The organism is Collinsella aerofaciens, assembly GCF_039758815.1.
Classification (GTDB): domain Bacteria; phylum Actinomycetota; class Coriobacteriia; order Coriobacteriales; family Coriobacteriaceae; genus Collinsella; species Collinsella aerofaciens_BP.
Map to the genome: position 1 here is coordinate 23,036 of NZ_JBDMSK010000015.1, position 25,469 is coordinate 48,504.

Genomic DNA, 25,469 nt, shown 5'->3' on the forward strand with positions numbered 1-25,469 from the left:
ATCTGAACTAACTGTCCAAGAGGAATGTCCACAGATAGAAAAAGGCTCTGGCGGACCTCCGAATCACCAGAGCCTTTCAAAACTCGCACACCTGAAGCACATCGCTGCATTCCTGTTTTCGCCCATGAAGTTAGAGAGCCTCTTCCGCCCACTTCTCGAAATCAATCGCACGCCTTTGGGCGGTTCGGTACGCTTCCATGTCTTCACGAGCGCCTACCACTACGATGGCCATTTTTCCTTTGATTTTAATGAGGCGGTACACAATCCGAATGCCACTTCCCCTGAGCTTGATTTTCATGAAGCCCGTCAAATCCGTGCCTGCCTTGTTTCCAAGAGGCTTGCCGAATCCGCCTTCGTTCTGCGGCAATGGGTTCGTTCTGATTCTTTCTATAGCCTTAAACACGTGTTTTCGCTGGGAACCATCGAGACGCTTGAGATCCTTGAGAGTATCCGGGTAGAAAGCGACTTCGTACCCGCTCATTCAAACTCGACCTCATCCATCTGATCGAGTTCGTCCTGGCCCACACCCAACTCTGCCATAACATCAGATAGGGAAACGAGTTCATCATCGCTTGTCGCAGCCGTCCTCTTAAGGGCCAACGTCAACAAGGCGAGGTCCTCCTCCGCCTGCTTAGCCTCTCGGTATTCATCGGGCGTCACGATAACGAACGCCGGCTTGTTGTGTTTCAAAACTACAACCGGGTTGTCGTTGCTCACTCTCGAAAACGCAGCGGGACCCTTACCGTGACTGAAATCGCTGATGGGAACAAGATTGTCGAGCATCTTTAAAGCAGGCATCGAGACCTCCAAATATAAAGTCTTTTATGCATTCATTTTAGCATGCAGAAAATACCAGCAATCACGGAATAGTGGCACGGACGAGGCATCGCTTTCCACCAACCGTTGATCATCGACCGAGCAAAATGTCCCGCCAAGAGATCGAGCGAGGATTCCGTCCCTCGAAGAGGGCCGTATTGGCCTCCTCGCGGGACGGAATCCTCGCTCGTTCGTTCCAGCCCGCGTCATCGCGTGCTAGACGGCCAGCTCGCCTGATTCACCCATAAGCCATCGTGCCAGGTCGACGACCTTGATGCCATCCCAATCAGTCGTTTCGTGCCCTGTTCGGGCGATGACGCACTTGGGATAGGCGTCTCGAATCCGTCGCAGCGGATCAAGCTCACGCTCAAGCGTCGCTTCTTGGGAAATGTCGTCACTCACCTGGATATAGACACGGCGGTCACGCCTGATGGCGACAAAGTCTACTTCCTTTTGGTAGAGAACGCCCACGTAGACTTCCCATCCGCGGCGCATAAGCTCGATTGCCACCATATTCTCGTAAACATGGCCAAAATCGAGCTTTTTCGTACCAAGCGCGGCGTAGCGAAACGAGTGGTCGGCCAGGTAGTATTTATCTCCCGTCGACAGGTATTTCTTTCCTGAGACGTCAAAGCGACGAAACCGGTAGAACGCAAACGCATCACACAGGTAGTCGATATACACAGCCAGCGTCTTGTCGCTTATCTTAAGGTTCGCTCGTGACAGCTCAGCCGCCATCCCCTTGAGAGAAGAGATGTTTCCGACGTTATCCATCAGGAACTCGCAGGAACGTTTAAGCTGCTCCGCATTACGTATACGATATTTTTGTCTGATGTCGCGCAGGATAAGAGTTTCAAGCACATCCGAGATGTATGAGAAACGCATCCTTTCGTCCTGGTAGATATAGGAACCCGGCATTCCTCCCTCGCGGACATAGCGAGCAAGGGCCTCGGCTGGAGAAGTGATCTCGTGATACGCCGAGAACTCCGCAAGTGAAAACGGAAAGACCTCGATCTCCACCGTTCTTCCCGTGAACAACGTCGAGAGGTCGCTTGAGAGAAGAAAGGCATTCGACCCCGTGATGTAAATGTCATATTTCTCTGACGCATGAAGACTGTTGATAGCCCGCTCGAACCCTTCACACATCTGGACCTCGTCGATCATGACGATATTCCGGCAACCCTCGATATAATGCTTTTCCACATATGTATGCAGCGCATGGTATTCCGCCAACGGCTCGAACTCAAGTAGATTGAAGTTGACGTGTATGACGTTGGCCGAGGGGTCGTTTGAACGAAGTTGGCTGGCAAACGCCTCAAGCAATTTCGATTTTCCGCATCGCCTGATTCCGGTAATCACCTTGATGTCTGGCGAACCCGCCACCTTGGAGAGCTTATCCATATAGAACGGTCGATTAATAAGTCTCATGGCAATCCACTTCGCAAAATTAAGATTAACTGAAAAACGCGAAGTACAATATATCATCTACTTCGCGTTTTTGAGAAATCCTAGATTTCGCGTAATTATATTCGCCAAGCTATCGCAAACCCGACACGGGTGAGATCTCCGCCTGATTGACCCTGCGCAGCAGTCCGAAGCGAAAGACGCGAGTCCTCAGACCGCTCCGGTAAAGTGAGGGCCGCGACGGTTACCGCGGCCCTTTTGGGAAACGTGTGCGATTGTCAATCGCTCGCGCTAGTCTTCCTTGCGGCGGAAACGAGCAAGGAAGACTCCGATTGCGGCGATCGCGGCACCCAGGCCGCCGATCGCGGCGACGGTCGCCACCGTTTGATCACCGGTGCTCGCAAGTGAGTTAGCGGACTTGCCACCCTGAGCCTTGTCACCAGCGGGCTTTCCCGCCTGGGCGCCATCGTTCGAACCGCCGGATGTCTGCCCACCGTTGCCGGAACCCTGATTGCCACCGGACGCACAAAGCCCCTTCTGCAGCACACGGCACAACCAAGTCACCGCAGGCCGGGGCGGGGGAGCCGAGTTTCCCACTGAGCGACTCTGCTTGCAGCCGGAGCGAAGGGGGAAACTCGGCCCCCGCCCCGGCCGGACAGGTCACCCTACACCGTGTGCTGCGGCAGGTCCTGCAGGGCGATGACGTCCATGCCCATGTCGTTGGCGCTGCCGTGACCCTGCTGGTCCTCGCGCACCGCCTCGATGGCACTCACATACGTGTTGGCGGCAGACATCGCCGTCACGCAGGTTACGCCGCGGCGCACGGCCTCGGTACGCAGCAGGTAGCCATCGCCACGAGAGCCCGGGCCGTACGGTGTGTTGATGATTACCGCAATCTTGCCATCGGCGATGAGGTCGCCGATGTTGGGGCACTCGCCGTCGTGCGGGCCGCTGATCTTCTCCACGACTTCGCACGTCACGTTGCCTCCGCGCAGCACGCGCGCCGTACCCTCGGTGGAGCAGATATCAAAGCCCAGGTAGCGCAGGATGCGGGCGACCGAAAGGATGTGGCGCTTGTCGCGGTCGCACACGCTGATGAACACCTTACCGCAGCTCGGATCGGGCAGCTTGTAGTCAATCGCCAGCTGCGTCTTGGCGTATGCCTCGGGATAGCTCTTGGCGATACCCATGACCTCGCCCGTCGACTTCATCTCGGGCCCCAGGATAACGTCGGCTCCCGGGAAACGGCCCCAGGGCATAACGGCTTCCTTCATGCAGAACCAATCGAGCTGACGCTCGTCGCTCGGCAGGCCCAGGCTCGCGATGGAATCGCCCGCCATGATACGCGCCGCGCACTTGGCCAGCGGCACGCCGGTGGCCTTGGAGATAAACGGCACGGTGCGGCTCGCGCGCGGGTTTGCCTCAATCACGTAGACGGTCTCGCCCTTGATGGCATACTGCACGTTGACCAGGCCGCGCACGCCCAGCTCCATCGCGATGCGGCGAGTGGTCTCGCGGAGCTTCGCCTGCAGGCTCTCGCTAAAGCTGAACGGCGGGATGCAGGTCGCAGAGTCGCCGGAGTGAATACCGGCCTCCTCGATATGCTCCAAGATACCGCCGATGTAGACCTCTTCGCCGTCGCACAGGGCGTCGACGTCGGACTCGATCGCACCCTCCAGGAAGCGGTCCAGATACACCGGGTAGTCGGGGCTAATGCGCGCAGCCTCTGCCATGTAATCGCGCAGATGCTCGGCATCGTAGGCGATCATCATGCCGCGGCCGCCCAGCACGTAGCTCGGACGTACCAGCAGCGGGTAGCCGATGTGCGCGGCCACGGCCTCGGCCTCCTCAAACGAGGTTGCCTGGCCCGCCGGCGGGTACATGATGCCCAGCTTGTCGAGCAGAGCGGCGAAGCGCTCGCGGTCCTCGGCAAAGTCGATGGCATCGGGCTTGGTGCCCATGATGTTCACGCCGCTCTCCTCGAGCATGCGCGCCAGTTTAAGCGGGGTCTGGCCGCCAAGCGTCACCACGACGCCATCGGGGCGCTCAACGTCGATAACGTCCATGACGTCCTCGTAGGTGAGCGGCTCAAAGTACAGGCGGTCGGACGTGTCGTAGTCGGTCGAAACGGTCTCGGGGTTGCAGTTGACCATGATGGTCTCGAAGCCGCGGGCCGCCAGCGCATAGCTCGCGTGCACGCAGCAGTAATCGAACTCGATACCCTGGCCAATGCGGTTGGGGCCGGCGCCCAGGATCATCGCCTTGGGCTTGTCCGCCGGCGTGGTCTCGTCGGGAGCCACGCACTTCTTGGCATCCGGGCTCGTGCGGTAGATGTTCTCGTACGTCTTGTAGTGGTACTCCGTGGCGCTCGAGAACTCCGCAGCGCAGGTATCGACCGTCTTCATGCTGGGAACCACGCCCAGACCCTTGCGATAGGCGCGCACAAAGCGCTCGTCCGAGCCGGTCAGCGCGGCAATCTCGGCATCGCTCGTGCCGTACTGCTTGAGCAGGCGCATCGCGTCGGCGTCGATATCCTCCACACGCAGGTCGCGGATGCTCTCCTGGACCTGCACCATATCGTTGATACGGTTGAGGTACCACGGATCGATACCGCAGATGGCATGGATGCGAGCGATGTCCCAGCCACGGCGTAGGGCCTCGACCACAAAGAAGATGCGATGCTCGGTCGGGGTTGCCACGGCCTGAGCAAGCTCGTCGTCGCTCAGCTTATCGGCACCCTCTTTGCCACCGGCGCAAATGCCCTGGTGGCCATCCTCCAGCGAGCGCATAGCCTTGCCAAAGGCCTCCTCAAAGGTGCGGCCGATCGCCATAATCTCGCCCACGGCCTTCATGCGCGTGGTGAGCGTGGGGTCGGTACCCTTGAACTTCTCGAAGGCAAAGCGCGGCACCTTGACCACACAGTAGTCGATCGTGGGCTCAAAGCAGGCGGGCGTAGCCTTGGTGATGTCGTTGACGATCTCGTCGAGCGTGTAGCCCACAGCCAGGCGCGCGGCGGCCTTGGCAATGGGGAAACCCGTGGCCTTGGAAGCGAGGGCGGACGAACGGCTCACGCGCGGGTTCATCTCGATGACGATCAGGCGGCCGGTCCGGGGGTTCACGGCAAACTGCACGTTGGAGCCGCCGGTCTCGACGCCGATCTTCTCCAGAATGGCGAGCGAGGCCACGCGCATGCGCTGATACTCAAGGTCGGAGAGCGTCTGTGCCGGCGCCACGGTGATGGAGTCACCGGTATGCACGCCCATGGGGTCGAGGTTCTCGATGGAGCACACGATGATGCCGTTGCCGGCGTGGTCACGCATGACCTCCATCTCATACTCTTTCCAGCCCTCGATGGACTCCTCGACCAGCACCTCGTGGGCGGGCGAGAGCTCGAGGCCCTGGCTCACGATGGAGACGAGCTCCTCGTGAGTATGTGCGATGCCGCCGCCGGCGCCGCCGAGGGTAAAGCTCGGGCGCAGTACGCAGGGATAGCCCACGCGCTCGGCGATAGCCTCGGCGTCGGCCACGCTGTAGGCATAGCCCGAGCGCGCGACCTCCAGGCCAATCTCGGCCATGGCCTCGTTAAAGAGCTTGCGGTCCTCGCCGCGCTCGATGGCGGCCAGGTCGCAGCCGATCATCTCGACGCCGTACTTGTCGAGCGTACCGTCCTTTGCCAGCTCGACGGCGGCGTTCAGACCGGTCTGGCCGCCCAGCGTGGGCAGCAGCGCGTCCGGGCGCTCTTTCTTGATTACGCGCTCGATAAACTCGGCGGTGATGGGCTCAACATAGGTGCGGTCGGCAAGACCCGGGTCGGTCATGATGGTCGCCGGGTTGGAGTTGACCAAGATGACCTCAAAGCCATCCTCCTTGAGCACCTTGCAGGCCTGGGCGCCAGAGTAGTCAAACTCGCAGGCCTGGCCAATGACGATGGGGCCCGAACCAATAACGAGGATGCGCTTGATGTCAGTACGTTTAGGCATGTTAGTTCTCCTCGGTCTCAGCGGTCTCGGACTCAGCAAAGTTCCAGCCGGCAAGGCGGTCCTTCGCGGTGTCGATGTCCAGGTAGTTCTCCTCGCCGTCCATGAGTCGCGTAAAGGCGGTAAAGAGATAGTGGGCATCGGTGGGGCCCGGCGAAGCCTCGGGGTGGTACTGGACCGAGAAGCACGGGGCGTCGAGCAGCTGGATGCCCTCGGCGGTGCCGTCGTTGAGGTTCACGTGCGTCAGGCGAATGCGGCCAAAGCGCTCGTTCATCACGACCGGCGCGATTCCGTGGCGCACCCAGACGCGCAGATCCCCATCGGCCGCATGCTCGGTCTCGCCGCCGGAAAGCTCGGGGACAAGCTTGCCCAGGCTGGGGAACAGCAGGCCAAAGCCATGGTTTTGTGCGGTGATCTCCACGCGACGGCTTACCAGGTTCATGACCGGCTGGTTGCCACCGCGGTGACCGAATTTAAGCTTTTCCATCTGGGCGCCGCAGGCCAGGCTGATCATCTGATGGCCCAGGCAAATGCCAAAGACCGGCACCTTGCCGATCAGCTGCTGCACCTGCTCGTAGGTCTCCACCACGGCGTCGGGGTCGCCGGGGCCATTGGACAAAAAGACGCCGTCGGGATTCATGTCGAGTACCTCACTCGCGGGCGTATCCCACGGCACGACGGTAAGGTCACAGCCGGCGCGGACCAGCCCCTCCAGAATACCGCGTTTCACACCGCAGTCGTAGGCGACCACTTTGTGACGGGCAGGAGCGGCAGGGGCAAGCGCAAAGTCATGCGTAGCGGGCAGGTCGCTCGCAGCAAAGGCATGGGGCTCAGGGCAGCTCACGGTCTTGACCAGGTTCTCGCCGACCAGCGTGGGCGCGGCGGACAGGCACTCAGCAAGCTCGTCGACGTCGAAGATCTCCGTCGAGATTATGCCCATCTTGGAACCGTTGTCGCGCAGGTGGCGCACGAGAGCGCGGGTGTCGACGCCCTCGATAGCGACGATGCCGTGTGCACGCAGGTACTCCGGCACGCTGACAGTCGAGCGCCAGTTAGAAGGCGTGGCGCACATGTCGCGGACGACCATGCCACGCATGGCGATACCGCTCGCGGGGCGAGCGGTATCGCCGGGGAAGGCCGACTGGACGTCGGTCTCGTCAATGCCGTAGTTGCCGATCTGCGGATAGGTCATGGTTACGATTTGGCCGGCATAGCTCGGGTCGGTCATGACCTCAAAGTAGCCTTCGAGCGACGTGTTAAAGCAGACCTCGCCGGTTGCGGTACCCTCGGCACCGCATGCACGGCCATAAAAAATGGTCCCATCCTCAAGATACAGGATGCAGGGACCGCAGGTGCCCTTGCTGGTTTTAGCCAGCATACGCTGGCACAGCTCGCTGGGCGCGACGGTGCGGGCGGCAGCGCCCGCAATATGGTTGTTCGCCATAGTTCTCCTTCCCGGTCTCACAGGACCGGCTTAAAGGTGTGTAGTTAGGCCTCGCGGTATTCTAACCGCAAGCATCGCCCATGGCATTAATTACATAGAATTGTTTACAAAATGATAATTATGACTTCCTGTGCATAATGATTTTTTGACCCCCGTCCCAGAAAAATCATCCCGCGTGGGCTTGCGGCTCACGCGGGATGACATCGTTCTATGTGGCTGCGGACTACTTTTGCTTGTCCTGCTCCAGCAGCTCGGACGGCGTGCGATCGGGCTTTCCGCCACGGAAGATCTCTCGACCGTGCAGACGATGCTCCAGGTCACGTTCGGCCTTTTCCTCGTCAATCTTGGTCTGGCTCACCGCCGGGTCCTCGATCAGCGACGAAACCGAGTTCACCTGTTTTTGAATGCGCTCGGCAATGGTGTCGTCCATGCTTACGATACGCATCTTCCAGTCGATATTCGTGGCATTGGACGAGCTCTTGGTCCAAACGAACGTCAGGATGGCGCTCTGGTGCCCCTGAGCAGGAAACATGCCAAAGAAGGAATCGTGCTGGATCCTGCTGTCCTCGTCGATATAGGCGTGAACGTTATACACCACGCGGTCGATCTTGTCGTTGAGCAGGGCGTTGGTTGCGAGCGCCGCCGCCTGAATCTGACCGTTGGACAGCAGCTCGAGTTCATTGGCAGAAGAAGTGTCCAGCACCGTCACCTCAACCGTGCCCGTGCGTTCATCGGCCTCGTCGACGGTAAAATCGAGCGGGAACTGCGTAAAGCCATTGCCCCATTCAAGTCCACCCTTGAGCGCGGTCGAAACGGTATCCACCGAAACACTTTCGGAAAGGTTCGCGGTATTCAGACGTCGCATCACGCCGTAGCCAATCTGCATGCCAACAATCAGCACCAAAATGCCGATAACCACGGCCATGGCGGTCTTCGTAATGGTATGGCTCACCTGCGAGCCCGAAGGGTCGTCCTCGGACAGCGGGTCGATATGTTTTGCCTGGCTCGCGCGATCCTCGCTGCGCAGCCGCGCCAGCGTCGCCTTGTCGCCGCGCTTGACGGCGGCCTCTTTCTCGCGCATGCGCTCGGTGCGCTTTTTGGCGAGCGTAGGATCCAAGACGCCGGATGCATCGATTTCGGAGAATAACTCCGTCACTTCTTCCGGAGTCAAAGGGTTCTTATCAGCCATGATCTTCCTGTCATATCAATCAGTCGAGCTCGTGCGCACGCGCACCTTCGAACTGCATTCGATAGTAACGGGCATAGGTGCCGCCACGGGCGAGAAGCTCCTCGTGCGTGCCACGTTCCACAACGCGACCATGCTCAACGGTCGCAATCTCGTCAGCATGCTTAATAGTCGAGAGACGGTGGGCGATGATGATCGTGGTACGGCCGCGTGCCAGCTCTTCGAGCGACTCCTGCACCGCTTCCTCGCTCTCGTTATCCAGGGCACTCGTCGCCTCATCCAAAATAAGGATCTTGGGATTCTTGAGAAAAACGCGCGCGATGGCGACGCGCTGCTTTTGACCACCCGAAAGACGGCTGCCGCGCTCGCCCACCACGGTGTCGTAGCCCTGCGGAAGCGATTCGATAAAGGTATCGATATTGGCGCGGCGGGCCGCTTCGGCGATCTCTTCTGCCGTGGCGCCCGGCTTGCCGTAGGCGATGTTCTCGCCGATCGTTCCATCAAACAGGTACACATCTTGCTGCACCAGGCCGATGGCACGGCGCAGACTATGCTGCGTCACGTCGCGCACATCCTGGCCGTCGATGCTAATGGAGCCGGCGGCAACGTCGTAAAAGCGCGGCAACAGCGAACAAGTCGTCGATTTGCCGCCGCCCGAGGGACCAACCAAAGCGATGGTCTGACCGGGCTTGATGGACAGGTCCATGTGGTCGATAACAGGGCGTCCGTCGGCGCCGCGCTCGCCCAATTCAACATCCTCGTAGCTAAAGCACACGTCGCGGTACTCCACAGCACCAGCCGTCACCTGCAGATCCGCAGCACCCGGCTTATCCTGGATATCGGGGGCAGTCGAGAGCACCTCATCCATGCGCTTAAAGCCGGCGATGGCTTTCTGATACGTCTCGGCCGAATTAACGAGCGTCTCGAGCGGCGTACAGAACAGCGAAATGTAGAGCGCGAAGGTTGCCATATCGACCGCCTGCAGCTGACCCTGGGCAACGAGCCAACCGCCGAGGAGCACCACGATCACATAGAGCACGCCCGAGAGCAGGCCATACGTCGCGGTATAGATGCCCATGGCGTGATACATGTTCTCCTTGGACGAAAGGTAGCGATTGTTCGAGGCACGAAACTTAGAGCGCTCGGTCTGCTCATTGGCAAAGCTCTTGACCACACGCATGCCCGCCAGCGAATCCTGCAGTTGCGCGTTGATGCCGCTAATCTTTTTGCGGTTATCGCTAAAGACCTCGCGCATACGCATATTCTGCCAAAACATAATGACCGCGAACACCACCGTCACCACAGCCATGGCGAGTGCGAGCACCGGCGCGATGGTAAACAGAATCACAAACGAGCCGATGATCTCGATGCCGCAAATAATGATCCATTCGGGCACGTGGTGCGCCGCCTCGCAGATATCGAACAGGTCATTGACCACGCGGCTCATCATATCGCCCGAGCTGTTGCGATCGAAGTATGCAAAGCTAAACCGTTCGTACTGATCGAACAGGTCCTCACGCATCTTGGACTCCATGCGCGCGCCCATCACGTGGCCCCAATAGCTCACAAAGTAGCGGCAGGCGCAGCGGATGGCATACATCAGCACCAGCCCCACCGCAATCATACCGAGTGCCCGCATAATGGCAGCCTGACCCTGGGTAAACAACCCTCCGGTCAGATTGCGCAGGATAATGGGAAACGCCAGGTCAATGGCGGCAAGTACCAGAGCACAAACCGTATCGGCAACAAAAAGCCCCATCTGGGGCTTGTAATAAGACAAAAACCTTCTAAACATGCAGTCCTCGGGGGTAAATAAATAGCGTGAGAAATCCGGCTGAACCGGTCAGGCTGAAAACAAAGCGTTCCAACAAGCATAACGCCAATGATCTGGCAGCGTCAGCGAAAACGTCCCTAAGCGAGCAAGGTGCCTTGAAAGAGGAGCGACGCGTACTTCGGTACGCGAGCGACGATTGAAAGGCAGATTGCCGCTTAGGGGCGTTTGCAGCGTCGACTCGTTACGCGGTTTGGTAAAACCGCGTAACCTAGAGCTCTGCCCCGCCTAGTCGGTGCGCAATGCTGTCGCAGGCAAGCGCGCCCACGACGGTCTTGGCATCTTCGATCTTGCCGTCGAGCACGGCGTCGATCAGCTCGTGCAGCGGTACCAGGTCGACGTTGACAAACTCGTCATCGTCGGGGTCGGGTGCATCAAACTCGAGCTTGGTAGCCAGGTAGATGTGAATGATCTCGTCGCAAAAACCGCAGGTCGTGACAATCGACGTCAAAAATCGAATACGGCCGGCCTTAAAGCCCGTCTCCTCATGCAGCTCGCGCTTGGCGCAATCGAGCGGGTCCTCACCCGGATCGAGCTTGCCGGCGGGAATCTCGACCGTCACGCGGTCGATGGCAGTGCGATACTGACGTACCAGCACGATCTTGCCGTTCTCGGTCAGTGCCACAACGGCCGCCGCACCCGGATGGCGAACGATATCGCGGGCGCTGCGGTGACCGTTGGGCAGCTCAACCTCAAGACGGTGGACGTCGAGGATCTTGCCCTTCCAGGCGCACTCCTCCGAAAGAATCTTCTCGTGCAGCAGGGCGTCATGCGGGTCTTCGTCCCCCAGCACCAGCGCCGGCTCGTCAGCGACCTCGCCACCAGGCTCGCCCTCGGCGTGCCCATACATGCGTCCGTCCTCTTCGACGATCTGCGCGTCCACGAGCTCTTCGTTCTTCTCGTCCATCCATCTCATTCCTCTCGGATTTTAGGCATCCCAGGCATCGCGGCCGCGCAGTGCGCGCAGGCCAATGTCGTGACGCAGGGTCTTGCCCTCAAAGTTGATCTTCTCGCAGGCCTCGTAGGCAAGGTCGCGGGCGTTCTCGAACGTGTCGCCCAGCGCGGTCACGGCGAGCACGCGACCGCCGTTTGTCACGAGCTTGCCGTCCACCACAGCGGTGCCGGCGTGGTACACCGTCACGTTCTTCATGGCCTCGGCATCCTCGATACCGGTAATGACCTTGCCCTTCTCGTAGCTGCCGGGATAGCCCGCGCTCGTCAGAACAACGGCAACGGCCCACTCGTCACGCCAATCGAGTTCAACCTGATCGAGCTCGCAGTTGGCACAGGCAAGCATGACCTCGATCAGGTCGTTCTTAAGGCGCGGCAGCACGACCTGCGTCTCGGGGTCACCAAAGCGGGCATTGAACTCCAGCACCTTGGGGCCGGCGGGGGTGAGCATAAAGCCGCCGTACAGGCAGCCGCGGTAGTCGATGCCCTCGGCAGCGAGCTCTGCCACGGTCTGCTCCATGACCTTCACCATGGTGGCGTGCTCCTCGTCGGTCACGATAGGCACCGGGCTGTAGACGCCCATGCCACCCGTATTGGGACCAAGATCGCCCTCGAGCGCGCGCTTGTGGTCCTGCGAGGTGGCCATGGGACGAACGGTCTTGCCGTCGGTAAAGGCCAGCAGCGAGCACTCGGGGCCGGTCAGCATCTCCTCAATGACAACGGTGCTGCCGGCATCGCCAAAGGCTCCGCCAAAGCACTCACGCACGGCCTCCTCAGCCTGCTCGAGCTCAGTCGCCACGATAACGCCCTTGCCTGCGGCCAGGCCGTCAGCCTTGACGACCAGCGGAGCGCCCTGCTCGCGCACATAGGCAAGAGCCGAAGCCTCGTCGGTAAATGAACCATAGGCTGCCGTCGGGATACCGGCGCGCTCCATGAGCTGCTTGGAGAACAGCTTAGAGCCCTCCATCTGGGCGCCCTCGGCACCCGGGCCAAAGCACGGGATGCCCGCCGCGCGGACGGCGTCGGCAACGCCCGCCACGAGCGGAGCCTCGGGGCCAATCACCACGAGTCCGCATCCATGGCTCTGGGCAAACGCCGCCACGGCCGCAGGATCGCAATCGTCGAGAACCACGTTCTCGCCGCAGTTCGCGGTGCCGCCGTTACCCGGCGCAATGTAGAGCTTGCCGGCGCGCGGTGATGCTGCGAGCTTGGCTGCCAGAGCATGCTCGCGGCCGCCGCTGCCCAACAACAGGATGTCGATGGTTTGAGTGTCCGCCTTCAAGGGTGCCTCCTCTATGGATGAACGGCCCGCTCCGCGCGAGCCCTTTGCAAGCAAATATACCCCTCGGCCGCCCGCTTGGGCTGCAAAGGGGTATATCGCAATAACCAAATAGTCCCGATTACTTCCAGAATCGGTTGATGATCTGCTCGCGACCAGCGCCAACGCCAATGAACGTCACGCGGGTGTGTGCCAGATCCTCGATAAACGCCACGTAGTCCTGAGCCTCCTGCGGCAGCTCCTCAAAGCTGCGGCAACCGGTGATATCGCACTTCCAGCCAGGGAGCTCCTCGTAGATGGGCTTGGCATGCTCAAAGCGCACCTGGTGTTCGGGCACGCTCGTGTAACGCTCGCCATCGACGTCGTAGGCAACGCACACCTTGATGGTGTCGAAAGCCGAAAGCACGTCGAGCTTGGTCACGGCGATGTCAGTGAGGCCGTTGACGCGCGAGGCATAGTTGGCGATAGGGCCGTCAAACCAGCCGCAACGACGACGGCGACCGGTGGTCACGCCGTACTCATAGCCCTCCTCGGTCAGCGTGTGGCCGGCCTCGGACTCATAGGAAAGCTCGGTGGGCATGGGGCCCGAACCGACGCGGGTGATATAGGCCTTCATGACGCCCAGCACGCGGTCGACGTTCTTCATGCCCACGCCAGAGCCGGTGATGGCACCGCCGGCGGTGCAGTTGGAAGACGTCACGTACGGATAGGTGCCGTGGTCGATGTCGAGCAGCGTCGCCTGGGCGCCCTCAAACAGCAGGTTCTTGCCCTCATCGATCATGTTGTTGAGCAGCAGGCTCGTCTCGGTGATGTAGGGACGCAGGCGCTCGGCCATCGGCAGGTACTCGTCGCAAATCTGGTCCACGGTGTAGGTGGGCAGGTTGTAGATGAGCTCGAGCTCGGGGTTCACGCGGGCGAGAGCGGTCTCCAGCTTGTCGCGGAACAGTGCCTCGTCCAGCATGTCCTGCATGCGCAGGCCAATGCGCGCCATCTTGTCCTGATAGCACGGACCGATGCCGCGCTTGGTGGTACCGATGTTCTTCTTGCCGAGCTTCTGCTCAAAGGCGCCATCCAGATCGATGTGGTACGGCATGATGACATGCGCGTTGCCGCTAATCTTGAGGTTCTTGGTGGTGATGCCGTCGGCCTCGAACATATCGATCTCCTCAAGGACAACCTTGGGGTTGACGACGCAGCCGTTACCGATCACCGACACGTGATCGGAATACATGATGCCGGAGGGCACCTGGTGCAGGCCGTACTTCTTGCCGTTGACGACGATGGTGTGGCCGGCGTTGTTGCCTCCCGAGTAGCGCACGACGGCATCGAAGTCGCCGGCGACCAGGTCGCAAATCTTACCTTTGCCCTCATCGCCCCACTGGGCACCGACCAAAACGGTTGACGGCATGTTTACTCCTTACATTCATGGACTGTCTACGCGCCACGCCGGCACGCAGAAGCACAAAACATTCCCAGTATACCCGTGCAACGGGCGCCTGTCCTACTCCTCGGCATGTGCCCCATCAAGCTCATAGAACTTGGTGGATGCCGGCAGGAACATCAGATCGACGTCGCCGATCGGGCCCGAACGGTTCTTGGCCACGACGATACGCGTAACGTCCTCGTCGGGTCGATCGTCGCGCGAGGCCTCGGCCTCGTCGGCGGAGCGGTCCAAGAACATAACGATATCGGCGTCCTGCTCGATGGAGCCCGATTCACGAAGGTCGGAAAGCTGCGGGCGCTTGCCGGTACGGGATTCGACCTGACGCGAGAGCTGCGACAGCGCGATGAGCGGGATCTTGAGCTCCTTGGCCATGATCTTCAGACCACGCGACATCTCCGAAACCTCGACGGTACGGCTCTCGGAGCGGCGTCCCGGCGGAGGACTCACCAGCTGCAGGTAGTCCAGGATGATGATTGCCTTCTCCTTGTTATGGAGCATGCGGCGGCTCTTGGCGCGAATCTCGGTCACTGTGGTGCCGGGCGTATCGTCAATCAGAATATCGAGCTTGGACAAGGTCTGCGTGGCCTCGTTGATATTGGCCCACTGCTCGGGGCTAATGCGACCCATGCGGAAGTCACTGATCGAGATCATGGCATAGGCGCAAATCAGACGCTGGGCAATTTCCTTACCCGACATCTCCAGCGAGAAGAAGCCGACGGTATAACCAGCAGCGGCAGCGTTGAGCGCCAGGTTCAGAGCGAACGACGTCTTACCTACAGCAGGACGGGCGCCGATGATGATGAGCTGGCCCTCGCGAAAACCCATGAGCATGCGGTCGAGTGACGGAAAGCCCGTGGGCACGCCCGCAGCCTGGCCACCGGCCTGGCACACTTCCTCGGCCTCGTTATAGGCCTCGACCATAAACTCGGTCAACGTCTTGTAGCTCGACTTGACCTCGCGCGCCGTAACCTTGAGCAGCTTGCTCTCGGCCAGCTCGACAACCTCTTTGGTGTCGGTGGGGGCGTTATATGCCAGCGCGTTGATCTCGTTGGTGGCGCCGATCAGCTCGCGCAGCATCGAGTCGCGGCGAACGATGGCGGCATGGTGCTGCCAGTTGACGAGCGACAGGGTCTGACCCATCAACTCCAAAATGTACGCCTCGCCGCCCACGGCATCGAGCTTGTTGATGCTTCGCAGGTAATCGATCAGCGAGATGGAGTCGATGGGAATGCGGCTGTTGTACATATCGACCATCGCAGTATAGATGGTCTTATGAATGGGCCGGTAGAAGTCATCGGGCTGCAGCTCGACCTGGGCCTCTTCGACCACCTCGGGCGATAGCAGCATAGCGGCCAGTACATTGGCCTCTGCATCTTGGTTTTGGGGAAGACCCAACTTTGAGCCGCGGTCCTCGACCGTCAGCCCGGTCTCCCTATCGTCATATGCCATGAGCATCCTCATTCATATCGCTTGCGAGCATCCATAGTATCAGCCACGATCCCAAAACGCGCCGCGCGCCGCCAATCATCACCGAACCAAACGGATAAACGGTCCTGTATATAGGACTTCGACGCAACGTTCACCATGACACTCACTCAGCGCAAAAAACAAAAGGGCGCCCTGGTCTCCCAGAGCGCCCTTCTTAGAACAAGATTGTTGCGTTGCAGCAAATGCTACTCGGCAGCAGCCTCAGTCTCGACCTCGGCGGTCTCGGCCTCGGCGACCTCAGCGGCCTCCTCGACCTCAGCCTCGGCAGCGAGCTCCTCGGCGGTAACGCCGACGAGAACGACAACCTCGGCCTTGATCTCGCGGTACAGCGAGATGGCAACGGTGTGGGCACCGGCAACCTTGATGGGCTTACCGAGCTCGACGCGCTTGCGGTCGATGTCCATACCGAGCTGAGCCTTGATGGCATCAGCGATCATAGCGGCGGTAACGGAGCCAAAGAGGATGCCCTCGTCGCCGACCTTGACGTCAACGGTGACCGTCTTGCCCTCGAAGGCAGCCTTGGTCTCGTTGGCGGTAGCCAGACGGACGGCCTCGCGCTTGGCGATGTTGTTGCGACGCTCGTCAAGCTGCTTGAGGTTGCCCTTGGTGGCGGCAACAGCGAGCTTCTTGGGGAACAGGAAGTTCTCAGCGTAACCCTGAGCGACCTCTACGACGTCACCCTCGCCGCCCTTGCCCTTGATCTCATCGAGAAGAATAACCTTCATGATGCGTCTCCCTTCTTAGCCGCGGTCGCGGTTGCCACGAGAGGAAACCACGGGGACGGTGTACGGCAGGAGAGCCATCTCGCGGGCGCGCTTGATGGCGTTGGCGATGTCATGCTGATGCTGCGTGCAAGCGCCAGTGACGCGACGGGGCTTGATCTTGCCACGGTCGGTCATGTACTTACGGAGAAGCTGAGTGTCCTTATAGTCAATGAACTCAGTGTTCTCCTTGCAGAACTGGCAGTACTTACGACGCGGCTGACGTGCAGAAAAATCATTAGCCATGTCAAAATACCTTTCATTTGGCAACTTCGGCGAACCGAAGCCGCCTCTCACTCAAAAATAGGTGAACAACCCCTAGAACGGGATGTCCTCATCGTAGACGTCGACCGCGGGCGGCGTAGCCACCGGTGCGGCAGGACGTGCTGCGGGCGCGGGAGCTGCGGGGGCGTAACCGCCCTGATCGTAGCCACCCTGGCCACCACGGGAGCTCATAAACTCGATCTCATCGACGATGACCTCAAGCTTGCTCCTGCGCTGACCGTCGCGCTCCCAAGAGCTGTAGCGCAGCTTGCCCTCGATCGCGACCTTGTTTCCCTTTGCCAGGAAACGGCTCACGGCCTCGGCGCGGGTGCCGAACATGGTGCAGTCGACAAAGTTGGGATAGTCCTCCCACTCGCCAGTCTGCGCGTTGCGGCGACGATCGTTCACGGCGACGCCAAAGGACAGAACCTGGGTTCCGCCGGCGGTGGCGCGCAGCTCGGGATCGCGGGTGAGGTTACCGGTGATGTTCACTCGATTGATGCTCATAACTCACTACTTCCTCTTGGGGCACAAGCCCAGTCCAAAACGACAGTCTTACTCCTGGTCGTCGCGACGGACGATCATGTGGCGGACCACAGCGTCGGTGATGCGCAGGACGCGATCAAGCTCGGCGATCTGGGTAGGATCTGCGTGGAAGTTGATGAGGGTGTAGTCACCATCGGTGAGGTCGTTGATCTCGTAGGCGAGCTTGCGCTTGCCCCACTCGTCAACGGAGTCGACCTTGCCAGCGCCCTCAGCGATCGTGGTATCGATACGCTTCATAACAGCGAGACGAGTCTCGGGGTCGAGCGACGGGTCAACAAAGAACAGCAGTTCATAAGCCTTCATATTGTCACCTCCTCTGGGCAAATGTGGCTTCAGGTCGTGAAGGTGCGCCTGAAGCAGGAAAAGACTTGGTAATAATATCTTTCAACCTCCTAGGCTGCAAGAATTTGCAGCTACAACCTCATGACCTCCACATATGCCCATACTCGCACGACGTTTCATGCGCATTCCAACCAAATGCTTACCAAAAGCTTGACGAATCTGTGGACACGATACGGTGCCGTGGGGACAAGCTGAGCCAAGCCACAGGTCAACGGGCACAAGGCTGTGGTCGCAAAATGCATACCAGTGGTCCACAGCACCACCCAAAGATTTTTAAATTCATTGCCAAGTCGCTTATGAATACCCCTTTTGAACAATTGAGTTAATCAACCACGCTGGTCGGAAGCCGTTTTTTTGGCACCTCAAACCCCACGGCAACGCCAAGCGCGGCCAAGCGTTTTAAAAAATGCCAACTTTTCTGTTTGCACTTTGCGATTCCTCGTGTATACTGACTTTCGCATTTAACGGAGAGTTGTCCGAGTGGCCGAAGGAGCACGATTGGAAATCGTGTAGGCGTCAAAAGCGTCTCCAGGGTTCAAATCCCTGACTCTCCGCCAGTTAATTCCAAAGCAGGCCTTCGAGCCTGCTTTGTTTTTACCCCACGCGGAGGGGTGGCAGAGTGGTTGAATGCGGCGGTCTCGAAAACCGTTTGGCCTGTATAAGGTCACGAGGGTTCGAATCCCTCCTCCTCCGCCATTTTGGTTGAGAAAGCTCCCGAGAATGGGAGCTTTTTTTTGCTTTGAGTCCCCAACAAGCAAATACAGCGGAGGAGGAGGGATTCGAACCCGCCAGGGCGCAAAGCGTAAAGAAAACGCGCCAGTGGCGCGTTTTTAGCGCAGCGCGGTCGGCGTAAGCCGACCGGATATATTTTGAGCAAAGCTCAAAATTTGGACATCCCTCCTATTCGACCACGCCCCCATCGCGTTCAGCATCAACCCGGATCCCCAAACATGGAACCTATGACCGTACCCAGTCCCGACCGTTTGCCGAGCAATAGGGTCGCAATCGGCGCCGAACATGTACTATGTACGGGCATTGTCTAAACCCGTAACTCAAAGGACCCCATCTTGCCCGTTGCCGCCGCTATGATCGTTACCGCACACGCCTCGGATGCCATGGTTGCCATCCCATTTTGGCTCGAGATGTTCGCCGTCGTCGCGGCATCGATCTCGGGCGTGTTGGTCGCACGCGAGCACAAACTCGACCTGGTGGGCGCCGTCGCGCTCGCCGTGGTCTGTGGACTGGGCGGCGGTCTTTTGCGCGATATGACGCTGCAGGTGGGCAACGTCTACATCCTCAACCAACCGATGGCGCTCCCGCTCTCCATCGCCACCGCGGCCATCATCTACATCTTCCCGGCAATCGTCGACAAGCCCGAAAAGCTCATTCCCCTGCTCGATATCATCTCGGTGGGTATTTATGCGGCAACCGGCGCAGACAAGGCGCTGGTCTACGGCTTTGCGCCGGCGGTGTGCATCATGATGGGCTTTTTTACCGCGGTGGGCGGCGGCATGCTGCGAGATGGTTTTATGGGTGTGGTGCCGGGTATCTTCCAGCGCACCAACTTCTATGCCATCGCGGCCATCGCCGGATCGGCAAGCTATGTTTGCCTTGTCATGAGCGGCTTGGTCAGCAATGTCGTCGCACTGGTCGTTTGCGTCGTGGTGACCATGGGACTACGCTGGCTGTCGCTGCGCTTTGATATCAAAAGCCCCACCGAGGATGACATCGCACGCTTTTTGCATCGCAAAAAGTAGGTAGCGCGGGCTCATCCTTCGAAATGCAACCGAGAGGTTCTTTTAGAGCGCCCACGCGTTGGGTACCCTGTTAGGTATATGCCGAGTATCTAACGAAGGATTCACTATGCCCTGTAATCAATTCCCGTCGACCCAGCGCCGTAAAGCGTGGGGCCGCATCACGATCTTATTCGCGCTCATCGCTCTAGCGGTCACCGCGCTTCCCACGGCGTCGTTCGCCGGCACGGACACCGCAGGCAACGTACTTGCGACCGACAATGACGCCAATTCGTCCGGCGTCGAAGGTGACCTGTACTGGGCAGGTCAGGCCCTCAACTTGGACGATGCGTCCATCGGCCGCGACATAATTGCAGCAGGCGAGAGCCTCTCCATCCGCGACTGCACGGTGGGCGGCGCCGTCCGCTTGGCGGCACGCACTATCGATATCGCCAAGACCACGGTTGATGGCAGCGTCACGGTCGTCGGTCAGCACGTTGTGCTCAATTCCGACAGCACCGCCAACTGTTTTTACGCGATAGGCGAGACGGTTGCCCTGCGCGGCTCTACCAAGTCGGCAGCGCTTGCGGGCGACACGGTGACCATCGATGGCACCGTCGAGGGCGATGTCGAGGTTTGGGCCGACAAGCTCATCCTGGGCAAGAACGCCCACATCACCGGCACCGTGAACGCGCACGTCTCCGAGGACCCCGAGCGTGCCGCAGGAGCCGAGGTAGGCGCGCTCAAGATCGACCGCACCGAGAACGAGGATACTTCCACCGTTAACGATGTCATCGGCGGTATCGTCGCCGCGGCACTCTCGACCTGCTTTGTCGCTCTGCTGCTCGAGCTCGTCTTTCCGCGCGCGACCGCCAGCGCCGCCGGCATGCTCCACCAGCGCCCCATACCCCTGTGGGTGAGCGGTCTTCTGGGCACGATTGCTATCGTCCCCGCCGTCCTACTGCTAATTATCTCTATCGCTGGTCTGTCGCTTGCCGGAGCCCTCTTGTGCGGCGTTATCGGCATCGCGTTGGTGTCGAGTGCCTTTGCGGGGTGCGCGATCTCCCGCATGGTCGGACACAACCAAAACCGCTACGCCATGGCAGCCGTGGGCGGCGTAATCGCAGGCGCCCTCACGGGGCTTCCCCTCGTAGGTGACTTCATCAGCGGCGTAGCCTTTGTCTTTATGCTCGGCTACGTTATCCAGATCATCTGGCGCAACGCCCACCTCAAGCCGCAGCAGCCGGCTAACATGCCAGGACTCCCCACCGCTTAGCCACCAACCACCACAAAGGTGCCAGGTTACTTTGCACCAACAAACGAAGCGGGGCACTCGGTCATGTCGACCGGGTGCCCCGCTTTTCTTGGAGGGTTCTCTAGTAACTTTTTCAAAACCAATGATCATCAGGTCGGTAGGCCTGTGCGTCACTCGCTACGGAGGCAGCACGCCATTAAGCAGGGGGGCAATTATTTTTCACGACGACCGCCTCCCCGCTTGATGACGAGCGCGACAACAATAGCCGCCACTCCGATGGCAGCCAAAGCCGCCACCAGCACCAACGTTCTATCTCCCGTCGAGGGCATAAAGCCTCGACTTGCTTCTTTGCTTGGAGTGTTGAGCACCGACAGTTCAATCGAACCCGTCCCGGCATCAGCGGTATCAACCCGCAGAGGGCTTTCGGCCGACACGGTCACCTTGGGCTTCGCGGCTGCAACCTGTTTAACGTCCAATCCCTCGGACGTAACCGTTACCGTTCGCTTGCCCTCAAAGGCGGTGTATCCCTTGGGAGCCGCGACCTCTTCGACGGTGTAGACACCCGCGTCCACACCGCTCAATTCCACATGGCCGTCCGCGCCCGTGGTGACGCACGCGGCGGCATCCGTCGACCACGAGCCGTCGGTCGTTAGGATGCGCCCGCGGTCATCGATGATGCGCAGCTTGGCGCCCGCGAGCGGTTTATCGTCCGAGCTTGAGCGCTTGATCAGACTGAGTCCCCAGGTGTAGGCGCACGCGTCATCGCTCGGCGTGCGGGTGAAGCCGGCGTCGCCGGACTGGTCGGCGAGAGGAGAGCGCGGGTAGCGCAGGCAGACCTCGTTGGGGTTGCCCTTGGTAGCGCCCCTATTGCAGCTGGCCCCCAACGGCGCATCGTAGACAGCAACCACGCGGGCGCCCGCGGTGAAGGCGTCGACCCCGCCGAGCGCGGCGATGAGGTCGCCGGTGCGCACGGTGAAGGTCTTACCGTCGACCGCCACCTTGGTGGCGCACTGGGCCGTGATGTCGGTCCAGCCCTTCGCGGGCTCGGTGCCGGCGCGGCCGTCCTTGCCGGTCTGGACGGCGTCGAAGCCGCCGTCCGCGCCCGCCGCCGCGTACACGCGCATGCTCGCGGCCACCTTGGAGGGGTCGAGCCCCGCGCCCATGGTGTCGACGAACCGCACCGTATAGGTGTCGTAGGCCGTGAGCCCCGCCGGGACCGTGGCCGAGAGGCGCCAGTACAGGTCGTCGGCGACCGTGGCGTCGGCGGCCTTCTGCCAGGCGGCGGCGCTGTCCTCCAGCACGTGCTTGGACACCTTGGGGGTCGCGGCCTTGGGCTTGACGCTGACGGCGCTGCCGCCCACCAGGGCCATGATCGGCGCGGTGCCGGCCTCGCCCTGGGAAATGGCGTCATCGTCGGCGACGATGAGCCAGTAGCCGCAGGGCAGCTCGGCCGTCGTGCCCGCGTTAAGGGCCACGGAAGGCGCACCGGCATTGTAAATCGCACGGGCAAGCTTTGCCGCTAGCGTGGTCGTCATGTGCCCGTCGGCATTCATCCATTCGGCAGCCTCTTGCGCCGTCGATGCCGAGTTATCAAGCCCTGCATCATGAAACACGGGAAGGGCAGCTTGGCGAACCGTGTCATTCGCCCACGCTACATCAGTTGCGACCTTTTGGTCGGCATCGGCATCGTCGACAACGGTCGCCGAAAAGAGCTGGTACGCGTCGTAACGTGTCGCGACTGTACCGTCCACCGTAATGGCTCCGGTGTCGGCAGCACGGGCCGTTCCAGGGGCGATCGCAAAAGCGAAGACGACGGCCATGGACATCACCACGACGGCCAACATATGACGGAGCACTTTACTCACGACGACCACTCCGATCAAGATCACGATGGCGGCGAGCATGCATCCACGTCGCGGCAAAACACAGCATCGAAGCACCAGCTAAATACGTCATAGTCAAACCAGCCCCGCCCGCCTCAGGTAGCGTAGTCGAATACTTGTTGGTAAAGGTCGGCGGATCCTGAGAGCCATCGCCATAGGCAACTACGGCGTTGAGTTGGTCCGTGCCATTAGTTACCTCAACCGTGACTTTGCGCGGGGTCGTGTCATAGGTGATGTGATCTTTAACATGGTCGATGGCACCCTCGGGCTCGACCTCGGAGATGGTGTAGGTATAGATTCCCGCCTTGTTGTACTTGACGTCAAAGGAGACATTTCCCTTGTCATTATTGGTCACCGTCTGGAGCACTTTGCCCTCGGCGTCCTTAAGCGCGAACGAGAACTGACCTTCCCTGAAGGTTCCGCCTTTAAGCACTTTATTTGCTTTTATCGTCGCTTTGCCTTCAAGGGGCGCGTCATACACCCAAATCTCTGCATCTGACGTTATCTCCGTATCGGCATCAATCAAAGATTTCGCCTTGTTCATGGCTTGCTCGTATTGCTCTTCGGGCGCATTGCCCTTGAGCAGAATCCATGTTGGTTGGGCGACGCGATATCCAGGAGGCGCCGTCGTCTCCTCGAGGCAGTAAAGCTTGCAGGAAGCCATGGCGTCCGAACTCGTTTCCGAACTCGTTCCAAAAGTCACACTTCCGTCAGGGCCGGTCGTTCCGTCAGAAAAAAACGTCTTTGCGCCCTCAACGCCGGCACTGCCCTGCGCCTTATCCATGTCAATCGCATAGAGTGTGAACGTAGCGTCAGCCAACGGCGCGGCAACGTCCTTTTCATCCACTTTGTGGACCACAATGCCGTGCCCCGTTCCGCCTCCCGATGCGCCGGCATCTATGTCATATTCACGCTCGTGTTTCACATACCCGCCTGCAACACCTTCAAGCTGCGCCTCGTTGGAAAGGGAAACTGTACCAGACTCACCGGACAGAACTTCATATTCGACTTTCAGGTATTTCTCATCGGGAAGCCTCAACGTCAATCGCTGCTGCTTTCCAGCGCCCTCGCCAATCGAGTCAAGAGTCGCTCTGTATTTTTCTTTTGTCAGCACACGCCAATCGCCGTTATCGCACTCAGATACGCTAAGCGACGAGGGGATAAACGTACACTTAGAATCCATCACATCGAACAGATCGAGGTAGTCGGTTCCGACCTTTAAGTCTAGTGCCGATTCATTAACGAAAATCGTGTATTGAATTCGCTTGCTATTACTTACCGACGAACCTGTCTTTGACAATACGTCGTTCTTGATCTGTACGGTATCAGAGTCCGCCTTAAATTCTTTACCATCTGAGCTTGCGCTCGCCGAGTTCGTGAGCTCGCCGAGATTCTTTGACGTATCGACTACCGACCTTTTAACAGCAGTCGAATACGTCAGCTTTGCGTACCCTGTATTATTGCCCAGCTTTTCCGTTGGAATTGAAAACGCAACCATCTGGCGATCGACAGCAGGCGTCAGCAAGACATCCGAAACCTCGGTTTTTTCTCTCTCATGTTCCCATTCGCGGCCGGGCACCGCCGTCCCGTAGGGATTTGAATACAAAGAATATTTAGCCGAGCCGGGAATATAACTCATTCCCTCAGGAAGCTCATCTTTGACAACGACATCCTTGCCATTGAGCCTGCCAGCGCCATAATACTCACCGGCAGGCGTCTTAGCTCGATTGGCATAGACAGTCCAGTCGACAATCCACGCACCTTTGTCGTTCGAGCCATCCACTGATTTCCAGTCAAACGTCTCATCCCACCGTGCTTGCGAGCCGTCTTCATTTATTTTTACACTCTTCTCAACCGAAGGCTCCGCTTCGCCCTCAACATAGTAAAAGACAAAATCAGAATAGCCGCTAAACCCGTCGACAGAGGCGAAGTTGGAGTACCAACCAGGAAGTGCATCGGTCACCGTTTTATACGTAATAACCACCTCGGGGGACTTATCAAACGCTTCTTTGACTTTATCCGTAATGGTTATTTGGATATTGCAGTTGTGTTGGTTGCTGTTCTGCGACGGATTTTCACCACCTGCAAACGTCCAATCGGTACCTTGGTCCAGTTTGGTACCCCCAATGGTAATTACATGTGAAGGGCCATCGGAGGTATCCGGCCCCATAGTCTGCTTCCAAGCCGCCAGCATGGTATCTTTGATAAGAATGGATGTTGGGTTTTTCGCATTTACGTAATCACGGAGCTCTACGCGTAATTGCCAAGTTGCTTTTCCGGTCCGAGATGCCTCATCCGGATTAAGCAGCGTTTTGCTAATGGTTTTGCCCGTCCAAGGACGGATGTAGTATGCGGTGCTTTCACCAGAGGGCAGACCGGAGTCTTCTTTTTTCACACTTGCCGTGTTACTAACTTTTTCGTAGGAATTCTCATCTTTCAGCTTAGTTTGATAGACGATGCAGTAGGTCGCATACCGATCGCCCTCTTTTGGATTAAACGTATAGCTAAATGAATCCCCTGACTCGCTCAGCATTTCCTCATCGATCTTTTGTTTTTCATCGGCGGTCTCGCCCTTGTAGACCGTATAGCTGCCAATATAATCCTGCTTGCCATCGAGCTTGTCGGTAAAGGTGTAGCCAGACATATCGGCCTTGAGAGATCCCCTGTTGAGCACAACCTTCCAAGTGATGACAGACGATGTTCCGGAGCCAGCCTCTTTTTGAATCATGTCGTATTGAAACGGTTCCGACGCCCCTTTAATCGTAAGAGATTGTTGGTGATTTGCTTTGGCTCTGTTAGACCAGAATTGACATTCTGCCTCAATCATCTTTTTGAAATTGCAAAGCTATCGACCCCTTGCCGGGT

Annotated in this window: 20 protein-coding genes and 2 tRNA genes; 4 read left to right on the forward strand and 18 right to left on the reverse strand. The window is 59.0% G+C overall.

Features of this window, described 5'->3' with window-relative positions:
• Window positions 1-130: 130 nt before the first annotated feature.
• The 16 genes from ABHT90_RS07285 to rpsF all read right to left on the reverse strand — a co-directional run bounded on the left by ABHT90_RS07285 (window position 131) and on the right by rpsF (window position 17,694).
• Window positions 131-481, reverse strand: coding sequence for a type II toxin-antitoxin system RelE family toxin (locus tag ABHT90_RS07285; protein WP_138374290.1), 351 nt, complete (start codon window positions 479-481; stop codon window positions 131-133).
• Entirely contained in the window at window positions 478-798 is a 321-nt protein-coding gene (locus ABHT90_RS07290) for a type II toxin-antitoxin system prevent-host-death family antitoxin (protein WP_138374289.1), read from the reverse strand. Before ABHT90_RS07290 ends, ABHT90_RS07285 begins: the two co-directional genes overlap by 4 nt.
• A 234-nt stretch (window positions 799-1,032) precedes the next feature.
• Window positions 1,033-2,244: an ATP-binding protein gene (locus ABHT90_RS07295; protein ID WP_138374288.1), complete on the reverse strand. Its 1,212-nt coding sequence runs from the start codon at window positions 2,242-2,244 to the stop codon at window positions 1,033-1,035.
• A gap of 267 nt (window positions 2,245-2,511) precedes the next feature.
• Entirely contained in the window at window positions 2,512-2,766 is a 255-nt protein-coding gene (locus tag ABHT90_RS07300; RefSeq protein ID WP_171021465.1) for an LPXTG cell wall anchor domain-containing protein, read from the reverse strand.
• A gap of 119 nt (window positions 2,767-2,885) precedes the next feature.
• Complete coding sequence (gene carB, locus ABHT90_RS07305; protein ID WP_346982081.1) at window positions 2,886-6,200, reverse strand: carbamoyl-phosphate synthase large subunit; 3,315 nt, start codon at window positions 6,198-6,200, stop codon at window positions 2,886-2,888.
• A gap of 1 nt (window position 6,201) precedes the next feature.
• Window positions 6,202-7,641, reverse strand: coding sequence for a glutamine-hydrolyzing carbamoyl-phosphate synthase small subunit (carA, locus tag ABHT90_RS07310; protein WP_346982082.1), 1,440 nt, complete (start codon window positions 7,639-7,641; stop codon window positions 6,202-6,204).
• A gap of 223 nt (window positions 7,642-7,864) precedes the next feature.
• Window positions 7,865-8,830: a hypothetical protein gene (locus ABHT90_RS07315; RefSeq protein WP_346982084.1), complete on the reverse strand. Its 966-nt coding sequence runs from the start codon at window positions 8,828-8,830 to the stop codon at window positions 7,865-7,867.
• A 19-nt stretch (window positions 8,831-8,849) separates the two neighbouring features.
• Window positions 8,850-10,622, reverse strand: a complete 1,773-nt coding sequence (locus ABHT90_RS07320; RefSeq protein WP_346982085.1) for an ABC transporter ATP-binding protein — start codon at window positions 10,620-10,622, stop codon at window positions 8,850-8,852.
• A gap of 247 nt (window positions 10,623-10,869) precedes the next feature.
• On the reverse strand, window positions 10,870-11,565 hold the full coding sequence (locus ABHT90_RS07325; protein ID WP_346982086.1) for an NUDIX domain-containing protein: 696 nt from the start codon (window positions 11,563-11,565) through the stop codon (window positions 10,870-10,872).
• Window positions 11,566-11,586: 21 nt separating this feature from the next.
• Window positions 11,587-12,891 (reverse strand): phosphoribosylamine--glycine ligase, encoded by a 1,305-nt coding sequence (purD, locus tag ABHT90_RS07330; protein ID WP_346982088.1) that lies wholly within the window; start codon window positions 12,889-12,891, stop codon window positions 11,587-11,589.
• 118 nt (window positions 12,892-13,009) lie between these two features.
• Window positions 13,010-14,296 carry an adenylosuccinate synthase gene (locus tag ABHT90_RS07335; protein WP_117746931.1) on the reverse strand — a complete coding sequence of 429 codons (1,287 nt, stop codon included), beginning with the start codon at window positions 14,294-14,296 and terminating at the stop codon, window positions 13,010-13,012.
• 93 nt (window positions 14,297-14,389) lie between these two features.
• Window positions 14,390-15,787 (reverse strand): replicative DNA helicase, encoded by a 1,398-nt coding sequence (gene dnaB, locus ABHT90_RS07340; RefSeq protein WP_346982090.1) that lies wholly within the window; start codon window positions 15,785-15,787, stop codon window positions 14,390-14,392.
• A 218-nt stretch (window positions 15,788-16,005) separates the two neighbouring features.
• Window positions 16,006-16,545 (reverse strand): 50S ribosomal protein L9, encoded by a 540-nt coding sequence (gene rplI, locus ABHT90_RS07345; protein WP_022094073.1) that lies wholly within the window; start codon window positions 16,543-16,545, stop codon window positions 16,006-16,008.
• 15 nt (window positions 16,546-16,560) lie between these two features.
• Entirely contained in the window at window positions 16,561-16,827 is a 267-nt protein-coding gene (gene rpsR, locus ABHT90_RS07350) for a 30S ribosomal protein S18 (RefSeq protein WP_006235829.1), read from the reverse strand.
• A 72-nt stretch (window positions 16,828-16,899) separates the two neighbouring features.
• Complete coding sequence (locus ABHT90_RS07355) at window positions 16,900-17,352, reverse strand: single-stranded DNA-binding protein (RefSeq protein ID WP_006235830.1); 453 nt, start codon at window positions 17,350-17,352, stop codon at window positions 16,900-16,902.
• Window positions 17,353-17,400: 48 nt separating this feature from the next.
• Complete coding sequence (rpsF, locus tag ABHT90_RS07360; RefSeq protein WP_006235831.1) at window positions 17,401-17,694, reverse strand: 30S ribosomal protein S6; 294 nt, start codon at window positions 17,692-17,694, stop codon at window positions 17,401-17,403.
• A 505-nt stretch (window positions 17,695-18,199) separates the two neighbouring features.
• Here rpsF and ABHT90_RS07365 point away from each other — a divergent pair.
• The 4 genes from ABHT90_RS07365 (at window position 18,200) to ABHT90_RS07380 (ending at window position 20,742) form a co-directional block, all read left to right on the forward strand.
• Window positions 18,200-18,290, forward strand: a tRNA-Ser gene (locus ABHT90_RS07365).
• Between the two features lie 48 nt (window positions 18,291-18,338).
• Window positions 18,339-18,429, forward strand: a tRNA-Ser gene (locus ABHT90_RS07370).
• Window positions 18,430-18,800: 371 nt separating this feature from the next.
• A complete protein-coding gene (locus ABHT90_RS07375) occupies window positions 18,801-19,490 on the forward strand; it encodes a trimeric intracellular cation channel family protein (RefSeq protein ID WP_229065363.1) in 690 nt (229 codons plus the stop codon).
• 106 nt (window positions 19,491-19,596) lie between these two features.
• A complete protein-coding gene (locus ABHT90_RS07380; RefSeq protein ID WP_342996779.1) occupies window positions 19,597-20,742 on the forward strand; it encodes a DUF8173 domain-containing protein in 1,146 nt (381 codons plus the stop codon).
• Window positions 20,743-20,933: 191 nt separating this feature from the next.
• Here the strand turns inward: ABHT90_RS07380 and ABHT90_RS07385 are convergent, their stop codons facing one another.
• Together ABHT90_RS07385 and ABHT90_RS07390 are read right to left on the reverse strand one after the other, a co-directional pair.
• Window positions 20,934-22,625 carry a SpaA isopeptide-forming pilin-related protein gene (locus ABHT90_RS07385; protein WP_346982091.1) on the reverse strand — a complete coding sequence of 564 codons (1,692 nt, stop codon included), beginning with the start codon at window positions 22,623-22,625 and terminating at the stop codon, window positions 20,934-20,936.
• Window positions 22,579-25,431: a Spy0128 family protein gene (locus tag ABHT90_RS07390; RefSeq protein ID WP_346982092.1), complete on the reverse strand. Its 2,853-nt coding sequence runs from the start codon at window positions 25,429-25,431 to the stop codon at window positions 22,579-22,581. Before ABHT90_RS07390 ends, ABHT90_RS07385 begins: the two co-directional genes overlap by 47 nt.
• Window positions 25,432-25,469 lie beyond the last annotated feature (38 nt).

What these genes read in the sequence shown, in the direction of transcription:
- ABHT90_RS07335 (WP_117746931.1), bottom strand. Translation starts at nt 14,296, where the DNA reads ATGCCGTCAACCGTTTTGGTCGGTGCCCAGTGGGGCGATGAGGGCAAA.
- ABHT90_RS07390 (WP_346982092.1), bottom strand. Translation starts at nt 25,431, where the DNA reads ATGATTGAGGCAGAATGTCAATTCTGGTCTAACAGAGCCAAAGCAAAT.
- ABHT90_RS07355 (WP_006235830.1), bottom strand. Translation starts at nt 17,352, where the DNA reads ATGAGCATCAATCGAGTGAACATCACCGGTAACCTCACCCGCGATCCC.
- rplI (WP_022094073.1), bottom strand. Translation starts at nt 16,545, where the DNA reads ATGAAGGTTATTCTTCTCGATGAGATCAAGGGCAAGGGCGGCGAGGGT.
- carB (WP_346982081.1), bottom strand. Translation starts at nt 6,200, where the DNA reads ATGCCTAAACGTACTGACATCAAGCGCATCCTCGTTATTGGTTCGGGC.
- ABHT90_RS07320 (WP_346982085.1), bottom strand. Translation starts at nt 10,622, where the DNA reads ATGTTTAGAAGGTTTTTGTCTTATTACAAGCCCCAGATGGGGCTTTTT.
- ABHT90_RS07315 (WP_346982084.1), bottom strand. Translation starts at nt 8,830, where the DNA reads ATGGCTGATAAGAACCCTTTGACTCCGGAAGAAGTGACGGAGTTATTC.
- ABHT90_RS07285 (WP_138374290.1), bottom strand. Translation starts at nt 481, where the DNA reads ATGAGCGGGTACGAAGTCGCTTTCTACCCGGATACTCTCAAGGATCTC.
- ABHT90_RS07385 (WP_346982091.1), bottom strand. Translation starts at nt 22,625, where the DNA reads ATGCTCGCCGCCATCGTGATCTTGATCGGAGTGGTCGTCGTGAGTAAA.
- dnaB (WP_346982090.1), bottom strand. Translation starts at nt 15,787, where the DNA reads ATGCTCATGGCATATGACGATAGGGAGACCGGGCTGACGGTCGAGGAC.
- ABHT90_RS07295 (WP_138374288.1), bottom strand. Translation starts at nt 2,244, where the DNA reads ATGAGACTTATTAATCGACCGTTCTATATGGATAAGCTCTCCAAGGTG.
- ABHT90_RS07325 (WP_346982086.1), bottom strand. Translation starts at nt 11,565, where the DNA reads ATGGACGAGAAGAACGAAGAGCTCGTGGACGCGCAGATCGTCGAAGAG.
- carA (WP_346982082.1), bottom strand. Translation starts at nt 7,641, where the DNA reads ATGGCGAACAACCATATTGCGGGCGCTGCCGCCCGCACCGTCGCGCCC.
- rpsR (WP_006235829.1), bottom strand. Translation starts at nt 16,827, where the DNA reads ATGGCTAATGATTTTTCTGCACGTCAGCCGCGTCGTAAGTACTGCCAG.
- rpsF (WP_006235831.1), bottom strand. Translation starts at nt 17,694, where the DNA reads ATGAAGGCTTATGAACTGCTGTTCTTTGTTGACCCGTCGCTCGACCCC.
- ABHT90_RS07290 (WP_138374289.1), bottom strand. Translation starts at nt 798, where the DNA reads ATGCCTGCTTTAAAGATGCTCGACAATCTTGTTCCCATCAGCGATTTC.
- ABHT90_RS07380 (WP_342996779.1), top strand. Translation starts at nt 19,597, where the DNA reads ATGCCCTGTAATCAATTCCCGTCGACCCAGCGCCGTAAAGCGTGGGGC.